The following is a 21,491-nucleotide window of genomic DNA, read 5'->3' as shown; positions in this document are numbered from 1 at the left end:
GCGCCATGCATAACAACAATAAAGACCTGACCCTCAGCGCCCCGCTCAGCGGCCCGGTGCTCACACTCGCCAAGGTTCCGGACCCGGTGTTCGCCAGCGGCGCCATGGGCGACGGGATCGCCATCGACCCGCTGAACAACACCCTGCACGCTCCGTGTGCCGGTGTGGTGGTGCATGTTGCCCGCACCGGCCATGCCGTGACACTGCGCGCCGACAACGGCGCCGAGCTGCTGCTGCACTTGGGCCTGGACACCGTCGAGTTGCAAGGCGAAGGGTTCTCCATGCTGGTCAAGGAAGGCACCCGCGTCAGCAATGGCCAGGCGCTGCTGCGCTTTGATCTGGACCAGGTCGCGCAAGGCTGTAAAAGCCTGGTCAGCCTGTTGATCCTGACCAACAGCGAAGACTTCCAGGTGCTGCCGATCACCCTCAAATCGGTCAAGGTCGGCGAGCCGTTGCTGCACATCGTGCCAAGAACCACCCACAGCGCACAGGCCGAGGCGGACAGCTCGGGTGCCGAGGTTCACGGGCACATTCGCATCATCCATCGCGGCGGCCTGCATGCACGGCCAGCGGCGCTGATCCGCCAGACCGCGCACCTGTTCAGCAGCAAATCGCAGCTGCATTTCGCCGGTAAATCGGCGTCGTGCGACAGCCTGATCGGGCTGATGGGCCTGGGGATTGGCGAGCAGGACGAGGTTCAGGTCAGCTGCAAGGGCGCGGACGCCAAGGCGGCGCTGCAAGCGTTGTTGAACGCCTTGTCCACCGCGGTCAACGACGACAGCCACGCGGCCGCGCCGACACCGATTGCCCAACGCACCCGCCCCGCCGAAGCCGGCGTACTCAATGGTGTCTGTGCCGCGCCGGGACTGGTCGGCGGCCCGCTGTTCCAACTGGCAGCCATCCACCTGCCGGAAGACACCGGCAACCATAACGCCGAAGAACAACTGCAAGCCCTCGACCGTGCGCTGGAACAGGTTCGCAGCGAAATCCGCGAAACCCTGTCCCACGCCAAAAAGCACAAACACACCGAAGAGGAACAGATTTTCGCCGCCCACCTGGCGCTGCTCGAAGACCCGGCGCTGCTGGAAGCGGCCATCCAGTCGATCGATCAGGGCGGCGCCGCCACTCACGCCTGGAGCCAGTCAATCGAGGTGCAGTGCGAGGTGTTGCAACAGCTCGGCAACCCGCTGCTGGCCGAACGCGCCAACGACCTGCGCGACCTCAGGCAACGGGTACTGCGTGCCTTGCTCGGTCAGGACTGGCACTACGACGTACCGGCCGGTGCTATCGTCGCCGCGCATGAACTGACCCCTTCCGATTTGCTGCAATTGAGCCAGCAAGGCGTCGCTGGACTGTGCATGGCCGAAGGTGGCGCGACCTCCCATGTGGCGATTCTTGCCCGGGGCAAAGGCCTGCCGTGCCTGGTTGCCCTCAGTTCCTCACTGCTCCATCAACCGCAAGGCCAGTCAGTGGTGCTGGACGCCGACGGCGGACGCCTGGAGCTGACGCCCGACAGCCAACGCCTGGAGCAAGTCGCCCAGGCCCAGCGCGAACATCTGCAACGCCGCGAACGCCAACAAGCGCAAGCCCATAACCCGGCACTCACCCGCGATGGCCTGCGGATCGAAGTCGCAGCCAACGTAGCCTCCAGCAATGAAGCGGCTGATGCGTTGAAAGGCGGCGCCGATGGCGTTGGCCTGCTGCGCACCGAGTTTCTGTTCGTCGATCGCCAGACCGCGCCGGATGAACAGGAACAACGCCAGGCCTATCAAGCGGTGCTGGATGCCATGGGCGACAAGTCAGTGATCATCCGCACCATCGACGTCGGCGGCGACAAACAGCTCGACTACCTGCCACTGCCGGCCGAAGCCAACCCGGTGCTCGGCCTGCGCGGCATCCGCATGGCCCAGGTACGCCCGGAACTGCTCGACCAGCAATTACGTGCGCTGCTGCAGGTCAGCCCGTTGCAGCGCTGCCGGATTTTGCTGCCGATGGTCACCGAGGTCGACGAATTGCTGTACATCCGCCAACGCCTCGATGCCTTGTGCGCCGAGCTTGCGCTCACGCAGCGTCCTGAACTGGGGGTGATGATCGAAGTCCCGGCCGCGGCGCTGCTCGCCGAGCAATTGGCGGAACACGCGGACTTCCTGTCCATCGGCACCAACGACCTGTCCCAATACACCCTGGCCATGGACCGCGACCATGCCGGTCTCGCCGCACGGGTCGATGCCCTGCACCCGGCGCTGCTGCGGCTGATCGCCCAGACCTGCATCGGTGCCGCCAAGCATCAGCGTTGGGTCGGCGTTTGCGGCGCTCTGGCCTCCGATCCGCTGGCGACCCCGGTGCTGATTGGCCTGGGTATCCGCGAGCTGTCCGTCAGCCCGCCGCAAGTCGGTGAAATCAAGGAACGCGTCCGCCAACTGGACGCCGCCGACTGCCAGCGCTTCAGCGCCACCCTGCTCAACCTGAGCAGCGCCACGGCGGTGCGTCACGCCTGTCATCAACATTGGCCTCTGAGCTGAAAACAACAAGAACACAGGGAGATACGCCATGTACCAACTCTTCATCGAAGGCTTGCAGCGCCTTGGACGGGCGCTGATGCTGCCCATCGCGATCCTGCCGATTGCCGGTCTGTTGCTGCGTCTGGGCGACACCGACTTGCTGAACATCGCGATCATCCACGACGCCGGGCAAGTGATCTTCGCCAACCTGGCACTGATCTTCGCCATCGGCATCGCCGTCGGGTTTGCCCGGGACAATAACGGCACCGCCGGGCTGGCCGGGGCGATTGGTTACCTGGTGATGGTCTCCACGCTCAAGGTGCTGGATGCGAGCATCAACATGGGCATGCTCGCCGGGATCATCAGCGGTTTGATGGCCGGCGCGCTGTACAACCGCTTCAAGGACATCAAGCTACCGGAATACCTGGCGTTCTTCGGCGGCCGGCGCTTCGTGCCGATTGCCACCGGGTTCAGCGCCGTTGGCCTGGGCGTGATCTTCGGCTTGATCTGGCCACCGATCCAGCACGGCATCAACAGCTTCGGCCAACTGCTGCTGGAAAGCGGCAGCATCGGCGCGTTCGTCTTCGGCGTGTTCAATCGCTTGCTGATCGTCACCGGCCTGCACCACATCCTCAACAACATGGCGTGGTTCATCTTCGGCAGCTTCACCGACCCGACCACCGGCGCCATCGTCACCGGCGACCTGGCGCGCTACTTTGCCGGCGACCCGAAGGGTGGCCAGTTCATGACCGGGATGTTCCCGATGATGATCTTCGGCCTGCCCGCCGCCTGCCTGGCGATGTACCGCAACGCCCTGCCGGAACGCCGCAAAGTCATGGGCGGGATCTTCCTGTCGATGGCCCTGACCTCGTTCCTGACGGGCGTCACCGAACCGATCGAATTCGCCTTCATGTTCCTCGCACCGCTGCTGTATTTGCTGCACGCGCTGCTGACCGGCATGGCGATGGCCATCACCAATGCGCTGAACATCCATCTGGGGTTCACCTTCTCCGGCGGCGCCATCGACATGGCACTGGGCTGGGGCAAGTCCACCAACGGCTGGCTGGTGTTCCCGGTGGGCCTGGCGTACGCGGTGATCTGCTACGTGGTGTTCGACTTCTGCATCCGTCGCTTCAACCTGAAAACCCCGGGGCGTGAAGGTGTCGTCGTCGGTGAAAAGGTGGTGCTGAGCGAAAACCAACGCGCCGGGGCCTACATTCAAGCCTTGGGCGGCGCCGACAACCTGATCACCGTTGGCGCCTGCACCACGCGCTTGCGCCTGGAAATGGTCGATCGCAACAAAGCCTCCGACAACGAATTGAAAGCCCTCGGCGCCATGGCCGTGGTGCGCCCCGGCAAGGGCGGCAGCTTGCAGGTGGTAGTCGGACCGCTGGCGGACAGCATTGCCGATGAGATTCGCCAGGCCATACCGACTTCTGGTTCAGCTTTGGTAGCTGATGCTGTGGTGGTCGAAGAAGCGCCGAAAGCGGCACCCGTGACCATCCCGGAAGCACAAAAATGGCTGAACGCCTTGGGTGGCAGCGACAATGTGCTGCAACTGGATTGCGTGGCCATGACCCGGATTCGCCTGCAATTGGCGGATGGGAAAGCGCTGTCGGAGTGTCAGCTGAAGGACTTGGGTTGCCAGGGTGTGAGTGCGTTGGACGGTGGGGTTTGGCACTTGTTGATTGGTGACAAGGCGTTGAGTTTGAGTGAAGCGCTCGAAGCGCTGGTGAATCGTAGTGAGGTGAGTGCGAAGGTTTAGCACCGTAAAAGATCGCAGCCTGCGGCAACTCCCACATTCGGGGGAGTGTGGTTAATGCAGGAGCTGCCGCAGGCTGCGAGCCTTTGGACGCGATTCAAAACCGCTGACTGTTTCCGGTTCAGCGGTTTTTTCATTTATTCAGGTAATAGAAAGCGATTCAGCTATTACTTGCAATTACTTCACAGTAAAGGACCAAGTATGAGTCACGTCTCCATGATAGAACTTAATCTTGATCTTATAATCTCCTACCGCAAAATGTAGTCCGATTGGCCCCCAGTCCTTAGAATAAGGCTCCGTAACGCTAAGTCTAAGACCTTTATCATCAGATACTTCGACCTTGTGACCCGGTTCTGTCGTTCCCTCAAACATCACCAGTCCTGCATTGATTATTCCACCGTCCGGAATAGGCTTTCCTTTAGCGTCAGAAATCAAAAATGTGTTTCCCAATATTTGCGCTGAAGTCATGGTGGTACTTCCTTTTGGATGTGCGGTTATGAGTTTTTATAAAGCCTGATCCACCCACCACCCACAACTGTCAGAACTAACAGGTAGCCACATAAATCAGACCAGCGGTAGGCCTGACTCTCTCCCAATATAAAAAACCGCTGACCGTTTCCGGTTCAGCGGTTTTTGTTTTACGCCGCATGAATGCCCTGCTGCGCTTCTACTCCTTCACGTAAAACTGGTCCGACTCCGAGGGGTTGTAGTCATTCAGCGCCTTGTCCACCAACAACAAAGCGCCATCGACCATCCGGCAAATCGCCAACGCCACGCTGCGTCGCGAACCCTCGATCTCGAATGCCAGGTCGGCGGCCATGACCTTGACTGAGGCCAGGTCTTCCGAGGCATTGGCCAACAGGCTTTCGAGGCCTACGTCGGGTGAAACGCTGAACAGGCGATCGGAGCGCAGGTCGCTGAAGCGCAGTTTGGCGAGGGTGGGTTTCAGGTAGTGATCGAGGGCGCGGTGGGCGGCGTCGTGGAGCTTTTTTGAATCGAGGGATTCGTAGGGGGAGACGTCGTCGTGTTCGGGAGGGTTGGGAGATTCTTTGATCATGGTGGAGCTCCTAACAATAGTTGGAGCTACCAGCATCACTTGCAGATGATGGGTGGCAGCTGTATGCGGGTCTGCAAGACCGAGTTGTTAGGCCCTCGGCAGACCCGAAGGTCTCCCGCACACAGCCACCATAAATCGATGGACACTGAAAAAGCGTCACGATTATAGGTGCGCATGTAAGCGCCTAACAAACTATCGGCGGGCTTGCAGTCCCGGTCGCTGAATTGGCAGCGACGTTCAAAGGCTAGAGGCAGTGCTTCCGAGGGGCAACCTTAAATACTTGTCAGAGATTTCTGCTTTGCCCGCGATGCTGTCATCGAGTTCAAGCCGCTTCCTACGGGTATTACACAAATCCCAATCACACAGGAACGATCAAGCAAGATCAAAAAATTGCAGCCTGCGACAGCTCCTCCCCACGTGCCGTGCCCACTAATGAAGCAGAACACAGAGCGCCCATAGAGGCCTTCCCTTGCTGCGCAAGAACGATCGACAAACTCCTTCATTTCATAATTTTCGGCTCCGTCAACTGTCAGTTATGACAGTTGACGGTAACAACCATCATAAATAGCCTGTCCCGATCAAGGCAGTACCTTCCTGTAGCCTTCGCCCTGATTATTTTTCATTTAACTTGTGAAGGATGAGATCGGCATGAGCAAACTAACGGCAGCACAACTGAAACACCTGGAAACGACTTTTAAAAAAAAGGACCTCAATAAAGACGGCCACGTCACCGTTGAAGAGTTTAAAGAGGCTTTTAATTATCTTTCACCGGAAGACCTCAAACAGTTGTTGGAAATCGTGAATCCTGACAACGATGACGAAATCAGCTTTGAAGAATTTCTTCTCAATCGGTAGAGCACCTCTATCTGGCGAGCATTCTCGCCTAAATGGGTGTCCGGTTTCATTAGACCACCACACACCTCAACTACTCAGGCCGGCCGGTAGGCCGCCGTGCTTTGCTGTTGATCTTGATCCACCCGCCCCTTTGGGAGGCCGAGTGGAGGTGTTCATCAGGGGGTTGGCGCGCAGCGCCGTACGGCGCAGCCGGACACATCGAGAGGAGGTCGTCGCGCAGCAGACCGTAGGCGATGCCCCCTGATGGACACCGGAGCGATGGGACGCCGAGCCTAGGCGAGGTGCCGTACGCTTGGGGCGAAGCCTTTTGGTTCCTTTTTGGCGTTTGAAAAAGGGACTCGCCGTAAGGGCAAAACCCTAAGCGGCCGTTACCACAGGAATGGATATGTACATCTGCAAGAGGTTGGTCGGCTATCAGGCCGCCATCGCGAGCAGGCTCGCTCCCACAGGGGATTGGTGTACATCTGCGRRAGATAGGCCGGCTGTCAGGCCGCCTCGCCATAAAAATGTATGGTCAGCCTGACCGAGAAGCCCTGCAGGTTTACGCTTGCAGGGCTTCTCGGTCAGGCTGACCATCTCATTAACCCCGCAGAACCAATAACGGTTCTGCGGGTTTCTCATTTGAACGGCGGAAGATCAGAAATCCTCCAACCGCCACACCTCGTAAGCCGGCGTCTCATAGGGATGACTCTGCTTCAGAGCCGCCACCACAACACCAATCAACTCATCGCTGACCACCAGCTCAACCTTCCATTCCTCAACCTGCTCGACCAGCCCCGCCTGACCAATAAACGGCTGACTGCCGTCCAAAGGCCGAAACTGACCCAACCCAAGCACCTGCCACGAACAGTGGTCATAAGCACCGATCCGCCCACCACCGGCAGCGAACACAGCACCCTTGACCACCTCAACATGGCTCTGAGGAACAAAAAAACTGAGCTTGTACACAGCGCTTAGTTCACCCACACACGAGCGTTACGGAACATACGCATCCACGGCGCGTCTTCGTTCCACTCTTCCGAGCGCCACGAGTTCTGCACGGCACGGAACACCCGCTCCGGGTGCGGCATCATGATCGTCACGCGACCGTCACGGCTGGTCAAACCGGTGATCCCGCGCGGCGAGCCGTTCGGGTTGGCCGGGTAGCGCTCGGTAACCTTGCCGTGGTTGTCAACGAACCGCATCGCCACGCAACCCGACAGATCGGCTTGCAGCAACGCTTCTTCGCTGGCGAATTCGGCATGACCTTCACCGTGAGCGATGGCGATCGGCATACGCGAACCGGCCATGCCCTGCAGGAAGATCGAGTTCGATTCCTGAACCTGAACCATCGCCACGCGCGCTTCGAACTGCTCGGAACGGTTACGCACGAAGTGCGGCCAGAACTCGCTGCCCGGGATCAGCTCGTGCAGGTTGGACATCATCTGGCAACCGTTGCACACGCCGAGAGTGAAGCTGTCGGTACGTTCGAAGAAGCCCTGGAACGCATCGCGAGCACGGCTGTTGAACAGCGCCGATTTCGCCCAGCCTTCACCGGCACCCAGTACGTCACCGTAGGAGAAGCCACCGCACGCCACCAGACCTTTGAACTCGTTCAGGTCGACACGGCCAGCGAGGATGTCGCTCATGTGCACGTCGATCGCGTTGAAACCGGCGCGGTCGAACGCTGCGGCCATTTCCACCTGACCGTTGACGCCCTGCTCACGCAGTACGGCAACCTGTGGGCGAATGCCTTTCTTGATGTAAGGCGCGGCAACGTCCTGGTTCACGTCGTAGCTCAGCTTGACGCTCAGGCCCGGGTTGTCTTCTTCCAGCAGCACGTCGAACTCTTGTTCGGCGCAGTCGGCGTTGTCACGCAGACGCTGGATCTGATAGCTGGTTTCAGCCCACTGACGTTGCAACAGGCGACGCTGGCCTTCGAACACGGTGTCGCCGTTGAAAGTGATGCTGATCTCGCCATTGTTCATCGGCTGGCCGATCACCGAGACGCAGTCGCCCAGACCCGCTGCGCTGAACTGCGCAAGGATGTCCGGCGTCGCGTCCTGGCGAACCTGGATGACCGCACCCAGTTCTTCGTTGAACAGGATCGCGGCGATGTCGGCAGAAGTTTCTGCCAGGCCGTCGAGGTTCAGGCTCAGGCCGCAGTGACCGGCAAAGGCCATTTCCACCACGCTGGTCAGCAGACCACCGTCGGAACGGTCGTGGTAAGCCAGCAGGTGACCGTCGGCGTTGAGGCCCTGGATCACCGCGAAGAAGGCTTTCAGGTCTTCGGCGTCATCGACGTCCGGTGCATGCTTGCCGAGCTTGCCGTGAACCTGCGCGAGGATCGAGGCGCCCATGCGGTTCTGGCCACGGCCCAGGTCGATCAGGATCAGGTCGGTGGTGCCTTTGTCCATGCGCAGTTGCGGAGTCAGGGTCTGACGGATGTCAGTCACTGGCGCGAAACCGGTCACGATCAGCGACATCGGCGAAGTCACCGTCTTGTCGACGCCTTCGTCATTCCAGCGTGTGGCCATGGACATCGAGTCCTTGCCCACCGGAATGGTGATGCCCAGTTCCGGGCACAGTTCCATGCCGACCGCTTTCACGGTGTCGTACAGACGCGCGTCTTCGCCCGGGTGACCAGCAGCCGACATCCAGTTCGCCGACAGCTTGATGTCGGAGATCTTGCCGATGCGCGAGGCCGCGATGTTGGTCAGGGTTTCGCCGATGGCCATGCGACCCGACGCCGGAGCGTCCAGCAGGGCCAGCGGAGTACGCTCGCCCATGGCCATGGCTTCACCGGTGTAGACGTCGAAGCTGGTGGCGGTGACGGCAACGTCAGCCACGGGAACCTGCCACGGGCCGACCATCTGATCACGGGCCACAAGGCCGGTGATGGTGCGGTCGCCGATGGTGATCAGGAAGCTTTTGCTGGCCACGGCCGGGTGATGCAGAACGCGCTCGACGCAATCGGCAATGGCCAGGGTCGACGGATCGAAATCGTCGCCCAGCTCGGTTTCACGAACAGCCGAACGGTGCATGCGCGGGGCTTTGCCCAGCAGCACTTCGAGCGGCATATCCACCGGGCTGTTGCCGAAGTGGCTGTCGGTGACCGTCAGTTGTGGCTCGGCAGTCGCTTCGCCGACAACGGCGAACGGGCAACGCTCACGTTCGCAGATTGCCTTGAAGCGCTCGAAGTCGGCCGGGCCGACCGCCAGAACGTAGCGTTCCTGGGATTCGTTACTCCAGATTTCGTGCGGGGCCATGCCCGGCTCGTCGTTTGGAATGTTGCGCAGTTCGAAACGGCCACCACGGTCGCCATCGTTGACCAGTTCCGGGAAGGCGTTGGACAGACCGCCTGCACCCACGTCGTGGATGAAGCTGATCGGGTTCTTGTCGCCCAGTTGCCAGCAACGGTCGATGACTTCCTGGCAACGGCGTTCCATTTCCGGGTTTTCGCGTTGTACCGAAGCAAAGTCCAGGTCGGCCGAGCTGGTGCCGGTGGCCATGGAGGAAGCCGCGCCGCCACCCAGACCGATCAGCATCGCCGGGCCGCCCAGCACGATCAGCTTGGAGCCCACGAGGATTTCGCCTTTCTTGACGTGTTCCTCACGGATGTTGCCCATGCCGCCGGCCAACATGATCGGCTTGTGGTAACCGCGCACTTCATCGCCACGCGGGGTGGTGATGGATTGTTCGAAGGTACGGAAATAACCGGTCAGCGCCGGACGGCCGAATTCGTTGTTGAATGCAGCGCCGCCCAATGGGCCTTCGATCATGATGTCCAGCGCGGTAACAATGCGCTCAGGCTTGCCGTACGGCACTTCCCACGGCTGTTCGAAGCCCGGGATTTGCAGGTTGGACACGGTGAAACCGGTCAGGCCTGCCTTTGGCTTCGCGCCGCGACCGGTCGCGCCTTCGTCGCGGATCTCGCCACCGGAACCGGTGGATGCGCCCGGGAACGGGGCAATCGCGGTCGGGTGGTTGTGCGTCTCGACTTTCATCAGGATGTGCACCGGTTCCTGCACCGCGCCGTACTGGCGGGTCTCAGGGTCCGGGAAGAAACGCCCGGCGACAGAGCCGACGATCACCGAAGCGTTGTCCTTGTATGCCGACAGAACGCCTTCGCTGTGCATCACGTAGGTGTTCTTGATCATACCGAACAGGCTTTTTTCCTGGCTCTCGCCGTCGATGTCCCAACTGGCGTTGAAGATCTTGTGACGGCAGTGCTCGGAGTTCGCCTGGGCGAACATCATCAGCTCAATGTCGTGCGGGTTGCGCTTCAAGCCAATGAAAGCGTTGACCAGGTAGTCGATCTCGTCTTCGGCCAGGGCCAGGCCCAGCTCGACGTTGGCTTTTTCCAGCGCGGCGCGACCGCCACCCAGAACGTCGATCGCCGTCAGCGGCTTCGGTTCGGCGTGACTGAACAGGCCGGCAGCCTGTTCGAGGTTTTCCAGCACGATCTGGGTCATGCGGTCGTGCAGGCCGTCGGCGATCAGCTGTGCTTGGGCGTCGGTGAATTCACCGGTCACGTAGAAAGCAATACCACGCTCCAGGCGCTGGATTTTCGCCAGGCCACAGTTGCGTGCGATATCACTGGCCTTGCTCGACCAGGGCGAGATGGTGCCGAAACGCGGCAACACCAGGAACAGACGACCGGTCGGCTCTTGTACCGGAACACTAGGGCCGTACTTCAGAAGGCGCGCTAGCACCTGCTGTTCGTCGCCGGTCAGGACGCCGGTGACTTCGGCGAAGTGAGCGAATTCAGCATACAAGCCACTGACAGCTGGAACCTTCTGGCTCAGTTGCTCAAGGAGTTTGCTGTGGCGAAAGGCAGAAAGGGCAGGAGCGCCGCGCAGGATCAACATCTTCGGGACAGCCTCGGAAGGGGGTGTGCTTTGAGGCCGTGCATTCTAGCCTAAACCGCCCGCGACAGCACCCGAAACGCTACACCCGGTATTGTCCGAACGTCGGCCCGGGGCTCAAAGCCTGTGCCCCATGCCCATCAAGGCGCGCGCCGGGGGTTATTTTTGTTGTCACAGTCAGGCCGGAATGCCTGTTTTTGCGGGCTTGCGCCGGGTTTTGCACGCTCTAGCAGACAAGCCCTTTGCTGTCGAGATATGGCGGCCGTGGTCCTTTGCGTATACTGCGCAGATGTTTTCCCCAACGGCTTTGCGTCCGCGATTCGCCAAATGGCTCATCGCAACCGGACTCTTCCTGATGCTCAGTGGCTGTGTTGATAAACCCAACACACTGGAGCGCGTAAAGGAGGATGGCGTGCTGCGTGTGGTTACCCGCAACAGCCCCGCTACCTACTTTCAGGATCGCAACGGTGAAACCGGCTTCGAATACGAGCTGGTGAAACGCTTTGCCGACGATCTGGGGGTGAAACTCAAGATCGAAACCGCAGACAACCTCGACGACCTGTACGGTCAGTTAGGCAAACCTGGCGGCCCGGTGCTGGCTGCCGCCGGTCTGGTCGGCAGCGACAAACGCAAACAGCAAGTGCGGTTTTCCCACTCGTATCTGGAAGTCACCCCACAGATCATCTACCGCAACGGTCAGTCCCGGCCGACCTCGGCAGCCGATCTGGTCGGCAAGAAGATCATCGTGCTCAAGGGCAGCACCCACGCCGACCAACTGGCCGCGCTGAAAAAGAAATACCCCGGCATTGAATACGAAGAATCCGACGCGGTTGAGGTCGTTGACCTGCTGCGCATGGTTGATGAAGGTCAGATCGACCTGACACTGGTCGACTCCAACGAAGTCGCGATGAACCAGGTGTACTTCACTAACGCGCGGGTCGCCTTCGACCTGGGCGACGCCAGCAACCAGAGCTGGGCGGTCGCCGCAGGTGATGACAACAGCCTGCTCAACGAAATCAACGACTTCCTCGACAAGGCCGAGAAGAATGGCACCCTGCAACGGCTGAAAGACCGCTATTACGGGCACGTCGATGTACTTGGCTACATGGGCGCCTACACCTTCGCCCAGCACTTGCAGCAACGGCTGCCCAAGTACGAGAAGCACTTCAAGGCCTCGGCCAAGGAAGAGAAAGTCGACTGGCGGCTGCTCGCCGCAATTGGTTATCAGGAATCGCTGTGGCAACCGGCGGTCACCTCGAAAACCGGCGTTCGCGGCCTGATGATGCTGACCCAGAACACCGCGCAGGCCATGGGCGTGTCCAATCGCCTGGACGCCAAGCAAAGCATCATGGGCGGCGCGAAGTACCTGGCTTACATGAAGGATCAACTCGACGACTCGATCCAGGAGCCGGATCGCACATGGTTTGCGCTGGCGGCCTACAACGTCGGCAGCGGTCACCTGGATGACGCGCGCAAACTGGCGGCCAAGGAAGGGCTGAATCCGGACAAGTGGCTGGATGTGAAAAAGATCCTGCCGCGCCTGTCGCAGAAACAGTGGTACAGCAAAACCCGCTATGGCTACGCCCGAGGCGGTGAGCCGGTGCATTTTGTGGCGAACATCCGGCGCTACTACGACATCCTGACGTGGGTCACGCAGCCGCAGCTTGAAGGCGATCAGGTCGCCCAAGGCAACCTGCATGTGCCGGGCATCGACAAAACCAAGCCGCCGGAAGAAAACCCACCGCTCTAAAACCCGACGCCAGTCAAATGTGGGAGCGAGCCTGCTCGCGATAGCAGTCTTGCAGCCAACATCTTCGTTGAATGGTAAGACGCCATCGCGAGCAGGCTCGCTCCCACACGGGTTTTGGGTTTGGTGCTTAGGCTTTTGCCGCAGCGAGGATCAGCGCTTTCATCTCCGAAACAGCCGACTTGAACCCGACGAACAGTGCATGAGCCACCAGCGCGTGGCCGATGTTCAGTTCGTTGATGCCCTTGATCGCCGCGACTGCTTCGACGTTGTGGTAGTGCAGACCGTGACCGGCATTGACGATCAGGCCTTGCGTCAGGCCAAACGCCACGCCATCCGCCACACGCTTCAGCTCTTCAGCCACCGCTGTCGGCGTCTCGGCGTCCGCATAACGGCCGGTGTGCAACTCGATGGCCGGTGCGCCAACGCGTTTCGAGGCTTCGATCTGGCGCTCGTCGGCATCGATGAACAACGACACTTCGCAACCGATTTTCGCCAGGCGATCCACCGCCGCCTTGATCCGCGCTTCCTGCCCCGCGACATCCAGACCGCCTTCGGTGGTCAGTTCCTGACGGGTTTCCGGGACCAGGCAAATGTGCGCCGGACGAATGCGCTCGGCGAACGCCATCATTTCCTCGGTGACGCCCATCTCGAAGTTCATGCGGGTTTGCAGCACGTCCTTGAGCAACAGCACGTCGCGCTCTTGAATGTGCCGGCGGTCTTCACGCAAGTGCACAGTGATGCCGTCAGCGCCCGCCTCTTCCGCGTCCAGCGCTGCTTTCACAGGATCAGGGTAACGCGTACCCCGGGCCTGACGCAGGGTGGCAACGTGGTCGATGTTCACGCCAAGAAGAATGCGATTGCTGGTGGTCACGGAAGCGCTCCAGAAGAAGAGAAAGTTCGGTGCACAGCATACACGTCAGGCTTATGGCTTTCGAAACAACTCGCGACTCACCAGCGGGCGACCGCCCAGGTGAACGGCCAACGCCTGACGCATCAAGCGCTTGGCGGCGGACAAGGCACCCGGCGCGCTCCAGTCGGCGTCGGCCATGGCCAGCAGTTCGGTGCCGTTGAACAGACCGGGCTGCAACAGGTAAACCCGCTCCAGACCTGCATCGACCTGCAAGCGATACAGGCCGTCAGGCGCGATAGGTTCGCCGTGGATATCCGCGGTCAGTGCAAAGCCGTAGCCCAGGTCATCGAGCAGCCGCCATTCGAACGAACGCAACAACGGCTCCAGCGGACGCCCCTCGGCGAGGGCCAGCAAGGTCGCGGCGTAATGATCGAATACCGCTGGGTGAGGATCTTCGGACGGCAGCAGGCGGATCAGCAGTTCGTTGAGGTAGAGACCGCTGAACAGCGCTTCACCGTTGAGCCAGGTCGAGACGCCGGCGCTTTCCATGCGTCCGACGCTCTTCAATTCACCCCGGCCACGGAACTCGACTTCCAGCGGCACGAATGGCCGCGCCAGCGTTCCGGCCTTGCCCCGCGCACTGCGCAACACCGCCCGCAGCCGACCTTGCGGCGTGAGGAAATCCACCAACGCGCTGTTTTCGCGGTAGGCACGGCTATGGAGCACGTAGGCGGGTTGGCCGAGGGGAGCTTGAGACATGAAAGTCAGGGTTCTCAATGAAAGAGCGCAGTTTTACAAACAACCCTAAACCACTGTGGGAGCGAGCCTGCTCGCGATGAGGGCCTGATATTCAACACAGATGTTGACTGACAGACCGCTATCGCGAGCAGGCTCGCTCCCACAGTGGAATTTACGCATCCAGGGGCAAGCGATTACAGGTCGCCGTAACCCAGCGAACGCAGGGCGCGTTCGTCGTCGGACCAGCCGCCTTTCACTTTGACCCAAAGGTTGAGCATGATCTTGGAGTCGAACAGCAGCTCCATGTCCTTGCGCGCCTCGGTGCCGATGCGCTTGATCCGCTCGCCCTTGTCGCCAATGATGATTTTCTTCTGGCCGTCACGTTCGACGAGGATCAACGCATGGATGTGCAGGGTTTTCCCCTGCTGCTTGAACTCTTCGATTTCCACGGTGATCTGGTACGGCAGCTCGGCGCCCATCTGGCGCATGATTTTCTCGCGTACCAGTTCGGCGGCGAGGAAACGGCTGCTGCGGTCGGTGATCTGGTCTTCCGGGAAGAAGTGATCGTTTTCCGGCAGGTGACCGGCGATCACCCGCTCCAGCGCATCGAGATTGTGCCCGTGCTGCGCCGAAATCGGAATGATCTGCGCGTTCGGCAGCTGTTCCTGCAACCAGCTCAGGTGCGGCATCAACTCGGCTTTGTCTTCGATGCGATCGGTCTTGTTCAGCGCCACGATCAACGGACCGGTCACGTACTGAACGCGCTCGAGCACCATCTGGTCTTCTTCGGTCCACTTGGTGCGATCAACCACGAAGATCACCACGTCGACGTCTTTCAACGCCGCCGAAGCGGTCTTGTTCATGTAGCGGTTGAGGGCTTTCTCGCCACCTTTGTGCATGCCGGGGGTGTCGACGTAGATCGCCTGCACATCGCCTTCGGTCTTGATCCCGAGCATGTTGTGACGGGTGGTTTGCGGTTTGCGCGAGGTGATCGCCAGCTTCTGACCCAGAATATGGTTCAGCAGCGTGGATTTGCCCACGTTCGGGCGGCCGACGATGGCGACATAGCCACAGCGAGTTGCAGTTGAATCAGTCATGGCCATTCTCCACGCCCAGGGCAATCAGTGCTGCAGCGGCCGCTACCTGTTCGGCAATACGACGACTCACACCCTGACCTCGGCTTTTTTCGTTCAGTAAGGTGATTTCGCATTCGACGAAGAACGTCCGGCAATGCGGCTCACCCTGGATATCCACCACTTCGTAACGCGGCAGTTCACAGGCACGCGACTGCAAGAACTCTTGCAGGCGTGTCTTTGGATCCTTGTTGGTGTCGACCAGCGTCAGGCTGTCGAACTCGGACGTCAGCCAGGCCAGCACGCGTTCGCGCGCCATGTCCATGCCGGCATCCAGGTAGATCGCACCGATCAGCGCTTCGAGGGCATCGGCGAGGATCGACTCCCGGCGGAACCCGCCGCTCTTCAACTCACCGGACCCCAGGCGCAGGTACTCGCCAAGATCAAAACCACGCGCCAATACGGCCAGCGTCTCACCTTTGACCAGGCGTGCGCGCAAACGCGACAACTGGCCTTCACGGGCCAGCGGAAAGCGGTCGAACAGCGCTTCACCGGCGACGAAGTTGAGAATGGCATCACCGAGGAATTCCAGGCGTTCGTTATTGCGCCCGGCAAAGCTGCGATGCGTCAGGGCCAGAACCATCAGTTCCTGGTCCTTGAAGGTATAACCGAGCTGACGCTCGAGACGGCTTAAAGAGACGCTCACGGTTTACCCACGCTGAGTTCGTGGTCGACGTCCATCACAGCAACGCTGCAAGGCTCTTGGACAATTAACGCTGTGTTCAAAAATTACATCCTGAATATCGTTGGCTTCATGCATCTTCGGCAACCTTCTGCTGGCTCCAGAAATGCATTCGGCGCTGTGTTCAACAGCGCCGTGGGTGATTACTTGATCAGGCCAACCCGCGAGAAGTTCGGCAGGTGACTGAGTTTGGGTTCCGGCCAGCTCATCCAGACTGCGAAGGCCTTGCCGACGATATTCTTGTCGGGAACCATGCCCAGCAGGTCCTTGGGAATAGTTGGATCATCCCAGTAGCGACTGTCGTTGGAGTTGTCGCGGTTGTCGCCCATCATGAAGTAGTGCCCGGCAGGCACGGTCCATTGATGGTCCGGGGTTGCGCGGTAGCGGCTCATTTCCTTGCGGATCAGGTGCTCGGCGGCGCCGAGTTTTTCCTTGTAGAGCTCGGCACTGCCCAACGTACCCGGCTCGGAGCCGACCAGCTGCTCGGCGATCGACTCACCGTTGACGAACAGGCGCTTGTCGGCGGTGTAACGAATCTGATCGCCCGGCAGGCCCACTACACGCTTGATGTAGTTGACGTTCGGGTCACTTGGGTAGCGGAACACCATCACATCGCCGCGCTGCGGATCACCGACCTGGATGACTTTCGTATCGAGCACCGGCAAGCGGATCCCGTACGAAAACTTGTTCACCAGAATGAAATCGCCAACGTCCAGGGTCGGCTTCATCGAACCAGACGGAATCTGGAACGGCTCTACCAGGAACGAACGCAAGACCAGCACGATGAACAGCACCGGAAAGAACGATTTGCCGTATTCGACCAGCATCGGTTCTTTGTTCAGTTTCTCGACCACCATCATATCCGGCTCGCCGACGCTGCCCTGATAGGAGGTAATGGCGGCACGTCGACGTGGCGCCAGGAAAATCAGATCGAGCAACCCCAACAGGCCGCACACGAGGACGGCGATGACCAGCAACAGCGGGAAATTTAGTGACATAGGACCTAACTATCCAACCTGAGCACAGCGAGGAAGGCTTCTTGTGGAATTTCCACGTTGCCGACCTGCTTCATGCGTTTTTTACCGGCCTTCTGCTTTTCCAACAGCTTGCGCTTACGGCTAACGTCACCACCGTAGCATTTGGCCAATACGTTCTTTCTGAGTGCCTTGACGGTTGTCCGCGCCACAATCTGCCCGCCAATGGCGGCCTGGATTGCCACGTCGAACATCTGCCGCGGAATCAGTTCTTTCATCTTCTCGGTCAACGCACGACCTTTGTAGTGCGCGTTGTCACGGTGCACGATCAACGCCAGGGCGTCGACTTTTTCACTGTTGATCAGTACATCCAGCTTCACCAGATTAGCTGATTGATAACGATCGAAATGGTAATCCAGCGAAGCATAGCCGCGACTGGTGGATTTCAGACGATCGAAGAAGTCCAGGACCACTTCGTTCATCGGCAAATCGTAGGTCACCTGGACCTGGCTACCGAGGAACAGCATATCGTGTTGAATGCCACGCTTCTCGATGCACAGGGTAATGACGTTGCCCAGGTGCTCCTGCGGCACAAGAATATTTGCCCGAACGATTGGCTCGCGCATGTCTTCAATAGACGACAGGTCCGGTAGCTTGGACGGGTTGTCGACGTAAATCGTTTCACCGGTTTTCAGCAACAGCTCAAAAATAACGGTTGGCGCGGTGGTGATCAGGTCCAGGTCGTACTCGCGCTCAAGGCGCTCCTGGATGATCTCCATGTGCAGCATGCCGAGGAACCCGCAACGGAAGCCGAAGCCCAGGGCGTCGGAGCTTTCCGGGGTGTACTGCAGCGACGAGTCGTTCAGGGTGAGCTTTTGCAGCGCTTCGCGGAAGTCTTCGAAGTCGTCGGAGCTGACCGGGAACAGACCGGCATACACCTGCGGCTGAATGCGTTTGAAACCTGGCAGCACGTCGACATCCGGCGTCGAGCTCAAGGTCAGGGTGTCACCTACCGGCGCGCCGTGAATGTCCTTGATGCCGGCGATGATGAAGCCTACTTCACCAGCTTTCAGATCAACGGTGGCGGTGTGCTTCGGATTGAACACACCGACGCTGTCGACCAGGTGGATCTTGCCGGTGGACTTCACCAGAATCTTGTCGCCCTTTTTCACGCGGCCGTGGCGCACGCGAACCAGGGAAACAACGCCCAGGTAGTTGTCGAACCAGGAGTCGATGATCAACGCTTGCAGCGGATCTTCGATGTTGCCGGTCGGCGCAGGAATGGTGTGTACCAGACGCTCGAGCACTTCATCGACGCCCAGGCCGGTCTTGGCACTGCACTCGACCGCATCGGTGGCATCGATGCCGATGATTTTTTCGATTTCTTCTTTTACGCGGTCCGGATCGGCCTGTGGCAGGTCGATCTTGTTCAGGACCGGCATCACTTCCAGGCCCTGCTCGATCGCCGTGTAGCAGTTGGCAACCGATTGCGCCTCGACACCCTGACCGGCATCGACCACCAGCAAGGCACCTTCACAGGCCGCCAGCGACCGGCTGACTTCGTAGGTGAAGTCAACGTGGCCGGGGGTGTCAATGAAGTTCAGTTGGTACTTGATACCATCACGGGCGATGTAATACAGGGTAACGCTGTGAGCCTTGATGGTGATCCCGCGCTCACGCTCAAGGTCCATGGAGTCCAGTACCTGGGCTTCCATTTCGCGCTCGGCCAGGCCGCCGCACATCTGGATGAAGCGATCGGCCAGAGTCGACTTGCCATGGTCAATGTGGGCGATGATGGAGAAATTGCGGATATGACTCAAATCACTCACGGATCAACACTCAAAAAGGCTGCAGGCATAGCCCGCCGAAAAATAGCCGGGAATTGTACCTGATACACGACGCAAGCGTCACGTTCGCAGGTCAACGGTATTGGATACAAAAACGCCCCGCTCTTGCGAACGGGGCGTTTGAGTGTCAACCGGGGCAGGAATTACCGGCGATCAACCGGCTCGGCGCAGCATCCAGACACCGGCTACCGCGCAGATACTGGCCGGAACCAGCACCGCGAACAACGGTGAGAAGCCGAAGACCAGGCTTGAAGGCCCGAGCAAATCCTGAGCGATACGGAAGGCAAAGCCGACCAGTACACCGGTGAATACGCGCTGCCCCAGGGTCACCGAGCGCAGCGGGCCGAAAATAAAGGAAATCGCCATCAGCACCAGGGCAACAGTGACCAGCGGCTGCAACACCTTGACCCAAAACGCCAGCCAGTAACGGCCATTGTTCAGGCCCTGATCCGCCAGATAGTGGATGTAACCCCACAATCCGCTGATCGACAACGACTCCGGCGTCATGATCACCGTGTTCAGCAGTTGCGGGCTCAACGGTACATCCCAGCGTTCTTGCGGGGCAGTGACCACTTCGGTGCTGCCGTCATGGAACACCGTGGTGGTGACGTCATTGAGCTGCCAATGATCTGTTTCGAACTGCGCACGCTTGGAGAAGCTCGAGGTCAGCATGTGACGCTCGCGGTCAAAACGATAGCGAGTCACACCGTACAGAATGCCATCCGGCTGCACCGAGTTGATGTGAATGAACTCATCACCCTGGCGGTGCCACATACCGTGCTTGGCGCTCTGCGCATCACCAATGCCCTGAGCCAGGGAGCGATTGGCCTGGGCCACGTTTTCCGCAGCGGGCGCAACGTACTCGCCGACCAGCACGCCTGCCAGCATCAACACCAGCATCGGCTTCATCACCGCCCAGACGATCCGGCCGATGGACACGCCAGCGGCGCGCATGATGGTCAACTCACTGCTGCTGGCCAGGCTGCCCAGGCCGATCAGGCAGCCGATCAGTGCCGCCATCGGCAGCATGTCATAGACCCGACGCGGCGCTGTCAGCGCCACGTAGCTCAATACGTCGGTAAGGGTGTAGGTATCGGTGACATCACTCATCTCGTCGATGAATGCAAACAAGGTTGCCAGACCCAGAATGATCCCCAGTACCGCCAGGATCGCCATGAAAACACTGCCACCAATATAGCGATCGAGCTTAACCACGGGCCACCTCCAGCGCACTGCGGCGACTCGCCATTTTCAAGCGCAACGGCTCCCAGTAGAGCAGTCCCAGGCCAATGGCCAGGAATATTGCGTGAACCCACCACAGGCCCAGTGCCGGGGGGATCTTGCCTTTTTCCAGAGCACCGCGTGCGGCGATCAGGATCGTCAGATAAGCCATATATAGAAGAATCGCCGGCAGCAACTTGAGGAAACGTCCCTGACGCGGATTGACCCGCGACAGCGGCACCGCCATCAACGTCACGATAAACACCAGCAACGGCAGCGACACACGCCACTCAAGCTCGGCGCGTGCACTAATATCCGGACTGTCCAGCAGGGTACGGGTCGGCATCGCATCGCGATCGGTCACCTCGTCGCTGATATCCGGTTTAGGCAGCAGTACGCCATAGGTGTCGTACTTGATGGCCCGGTAGTCGGCCAGCCCCGGCTGACCGTCGTAACGGTAGCCATTGTCGAGAATCAGGTAGCGGTTGCCGTCTTCCTTTATTTCCTGACGGCCCTTTTCGGCCACCAGTACGGAAATACCGCGATCCTTCTGATCGGCGGAAAGACGCTTCTCCGAGATGAATACGCCACCCAGATTGATCCGGTCATCGGACAGCTGCTCGGTGTACGTCACCCGCGAACCATCGCGCAACGCCTGAAAACGGCCCGGCACCAGCGTGTCGAACTCGGTCATGGCGTCCTGCTTGTTCAGCAGCAACTGGAACTGATTGGCGCCTTGCGGTGCCAGGCTCAGGCTCAGCCAGGCCACGATCACGGCGACCAGCGCAGCCGGAAACAGGGTCATGCCCAGCAGACGCTCCTGGCTCATGCCGGTCGCGGAGAGCACGGTCATTTCGCTTTCAAGGTACAGGCGACCGTAGGCCAGCAGGATCCCGAGAAACAGCCCCAAAGGCAGAATCAGTTGCAGGAAACCCGGCAGGCGAAAGCCCATGATCAGGAACAGTGAGCCTGGGTCCAGGGCGCCCGAGGCGGCCTGGGCCAGGAACTTGATGAAGCGCCCACTCATGATGATGACCAGCAGCACAGCGCTGACGGCGCTCAAGGTCAACAGGACTTCGCGGGAAAGATAACGGAAGACAATCAAACCAGACACTCCAGGGCTGTCAGGCTAAGGCGGCCAAACAAGCAAACATATCGGGCGGCCCGCAGGGCTGAGCCGCCGAAAAAGATGGCGCATTATCCTGTGATTGAACGCGCCTGTCACTGCGCATGCTCAAGCAGCCGTGCAATGGCATAAAGATCACCTGCGCGAG

The 21,491-nt window shown here is 59.8% G+C and carries 16 protein-coding genes; 4 read left to right on the top strand and 12 right to left on the bottom strand.

Going from position 1 to position 21,491, the window contains the following annotated elements; all coding sequences use genetic code 11:
- Nucleotides 1-5 precede the first annotated feature (5 nt).
- Together ptsP and nagE are read left to right on the top strand one after the other, a co-directional pair.
- Nucleotides 6-2,522, top strand: a complete 2,517-nt coding sequence (gene ptsP, locus AC1DIH_RS24520) for a phosphoenolpyruvate--protein phosphotransferase (RefSeq protein ID WP_477773606.1) — start codon at nt 6-8, stop codon at nt 2,520-2,522.
- Between the two features lie 28 nt (nt 2,523-2,550).
- Complete coding sequence (gene nagE, locus AC1DIH_RS24515) at nt 2,551-4,266, top strand: N-acetylglucosamine-specific PTS transporter subunit IIBC (protein WP_477773605.1); 1,716 nt, start codon at nt 2,551-2,553, stop codon at nt 4,264-4,266.
- A 174-nt stretch (nt 4,267-4,440) separates the two neighbouring features.
- On the opposite strand, the gene AC1DIH_RS24510 is transcribed toward nagE, so the two are convergent.
- Complete coding sequence (locus AC1DIH_RS24510) at nt 4,441-4,731, bottom strand: hypothetical protein (protein WP_477773604.1); 291 nt, start codon at nt 4,729-4,731, stop codon at nt 4,441-4,443.
- A gap of 199 nt (nt 4,732-4,930) precedes the next feature.
- Nucleotides 4,931-5,320: a DUF6124 family protein gene (locus AC1DIH_RS24505; protein WP_477773603.1), complete on the bottom strand. Its 390-nt coding sequence runs from the start codon at nt 5,318-5,320 to the stop codon at nt 4,931-4,933.
- A 648-nt stretch (nt 5,321-5,968) separates the two neighbouring features.
- Between AC1DIH_RS24505 and AC1DIH_RS24500 the strand changes: the two genes are divergently transcribed.
- Entirely contained in the window at nt 5,969-6,175 is a 207-nt protein-coding gene (locus tag AC1DIH_RS24500; protein ID WP_477773602.1) for an EF-hand domain-containing protein, read from the top strand.
- A 636-nt stretch (nt 6,176-6,811) separates the two neighbouring features.
- Here AC1DIH_RS24500 and AC1DIH_RS24495 read toward each other — a convergent pair.
- A complete protein-coding gene (locus AC1DIH_RS24495; RefSeq protein WP_054593868.1) occupies nt 6,812-7,123 on the bottom strand; it encodes a YqfO family protein in 312 nt (103 codons plus the stop codon).
- Nucleotides 7,124-7,128: 5 nt separating this feature from the next.
- Nucleotides 7,129-11,025, bottom strand: a complete 3,897-nt coding sequence (purL, locus tag AC1DIH_RS24490) for a phosphoribosylformylglycinamidine synthase (RefSeq protein ID WP_477773601.1) — start codon at nt 11,023-11,025, stop codon at nt 7,129-7,131.
- 286 nt (nt 11,026-11,311) lie between these two features.
- On the opposite strand from purL, the gene mltF reads away from it, so the two are divergent.
- On the top strand, nt 11,312-12,772 hold the full coding sequence (gene mltF / locus AC1DIH_RS24485; RefSeq protein WP_477773600.1) for a membrane-bound lytic murein transglycosylase MltF: 1,461 nt from the start codon (nt 11,312-11,314) through the stop codon (nt 12,770-12,772).
- A gap of 127 nt (nt 12,773-12,899) precedes the next feature.
- Here the strand turns inward: mltF and pdxJ are convergent, their stop codons facing one another.
- From pdxJ to lptF, 8 genes are all read right to left on the bottom strand, one after another.
- The gene (pdxJ, locus tag AC1DIH_RS24480; RefSeq protein WP_054593871.1) at nt 12,900-13,643 is read right to left on the bottom strand and encodes a pyridoxine 5'-phosphate synthase; all 744 of its coding nucleotides are present in this window, start codon (nt 13,641-13,643) and stop codon (nt 12,900-12,902) included.
- 51 nt (nt 13,644-13,694) lie between these two features.
- On the bottom strand, nt 13,695-14,381 hold the full coding sequence (recO, locus tag AC1DIH_RS24475) for a DNA repair protein RecO (protein WP_477773599.1): 687 nt from the start codon (nt 14,379-14,381) through the stop codon (nt 13,695-13,697).
- 173 nt (nt 14,382-14,554) lie between these two features.
- Nucleotides 14,555-15,457 (bottom strand): GTPase Era, encoded by a 903-nt coding sequence (era, locus tag AC1DIH_RS24470; protein WP_054593873.1) that lies wholly within the window; start codon nt 15,455-15,457, stop codon nt 14,555-14,557.
- A complete protein-coding gene (rnc, locus tag AC1DIH_RS24465) occupies nt 15,450-16,139 on the bottom strand; it encodes a ribonuclease III (protein ID WP_019691997.1) in 690 nt (229 codons plus the stop codon). Before rnc ends, era begins: the two co-directional genes overlap by 8 nt.
- A gap of 179 nt (nt 16,140-16,318) precedes the next feature.
- Nucleotides 16,319-17,173: a signal peptidase I gene (gene lepB / locus AC1DIH_RS24460; RefSeq protein ID WP_477773598.1), complete on the bottom strand. Its 855-nt coding sequence runs from the start codon at nt 17,171-17,173 to the stop codon at nt 16,319-16,321.
- 5 nt (nt 17,174-17,178) lie between these two features.
- On the bottom strand, nt 17,179-18,978 hold the full coding sequence (gene lepA, locus AC1DIH_RS24455; protein WP_427534419.1) for a translation elongation factor 4: 1,800 nt from the start codon (nt 18,976-18,978) through the stop codon (nt 17,179-17,181).
- Nucleotides 18,979-19,149: 171 nt separating this feature from the next.
- A complete protein-coding gene (gene lptG, locus AC1DIH_RS24450; protein WP_477773597.1) occupies nt 19,150-20,211 on the bottom strand; it encodes an LPS export ABC transporter permease LptG in 1,062 nt (353 codons plus the stop codon).
- Entirely contained in the window at nt 20,204-21,322 is a 1,119-nt protein-coding gene (lptF, locus tag AC1DIH_RS24445) for an LPS export ABC transporter permease LptF (RefSeq protein ID WP_477773596.1), read from the bottom strand. The genes lptG and lptF overlap by 8 nt, the downstream gene beginning before the upstream one ends.
- Between the last annotated feature and the right edge of the window lie 169 nt (nt 21,323-21,491).

The sequence above is a fragment of the Pseudomonas sp. 05N36 genome, from assembly GCF_056397385.1.
The sequence above is the reverse complement of the archived record's forward strand: the minus strand, read 5'-3'. Positions and strand labels throughout refer to the sequence as shown.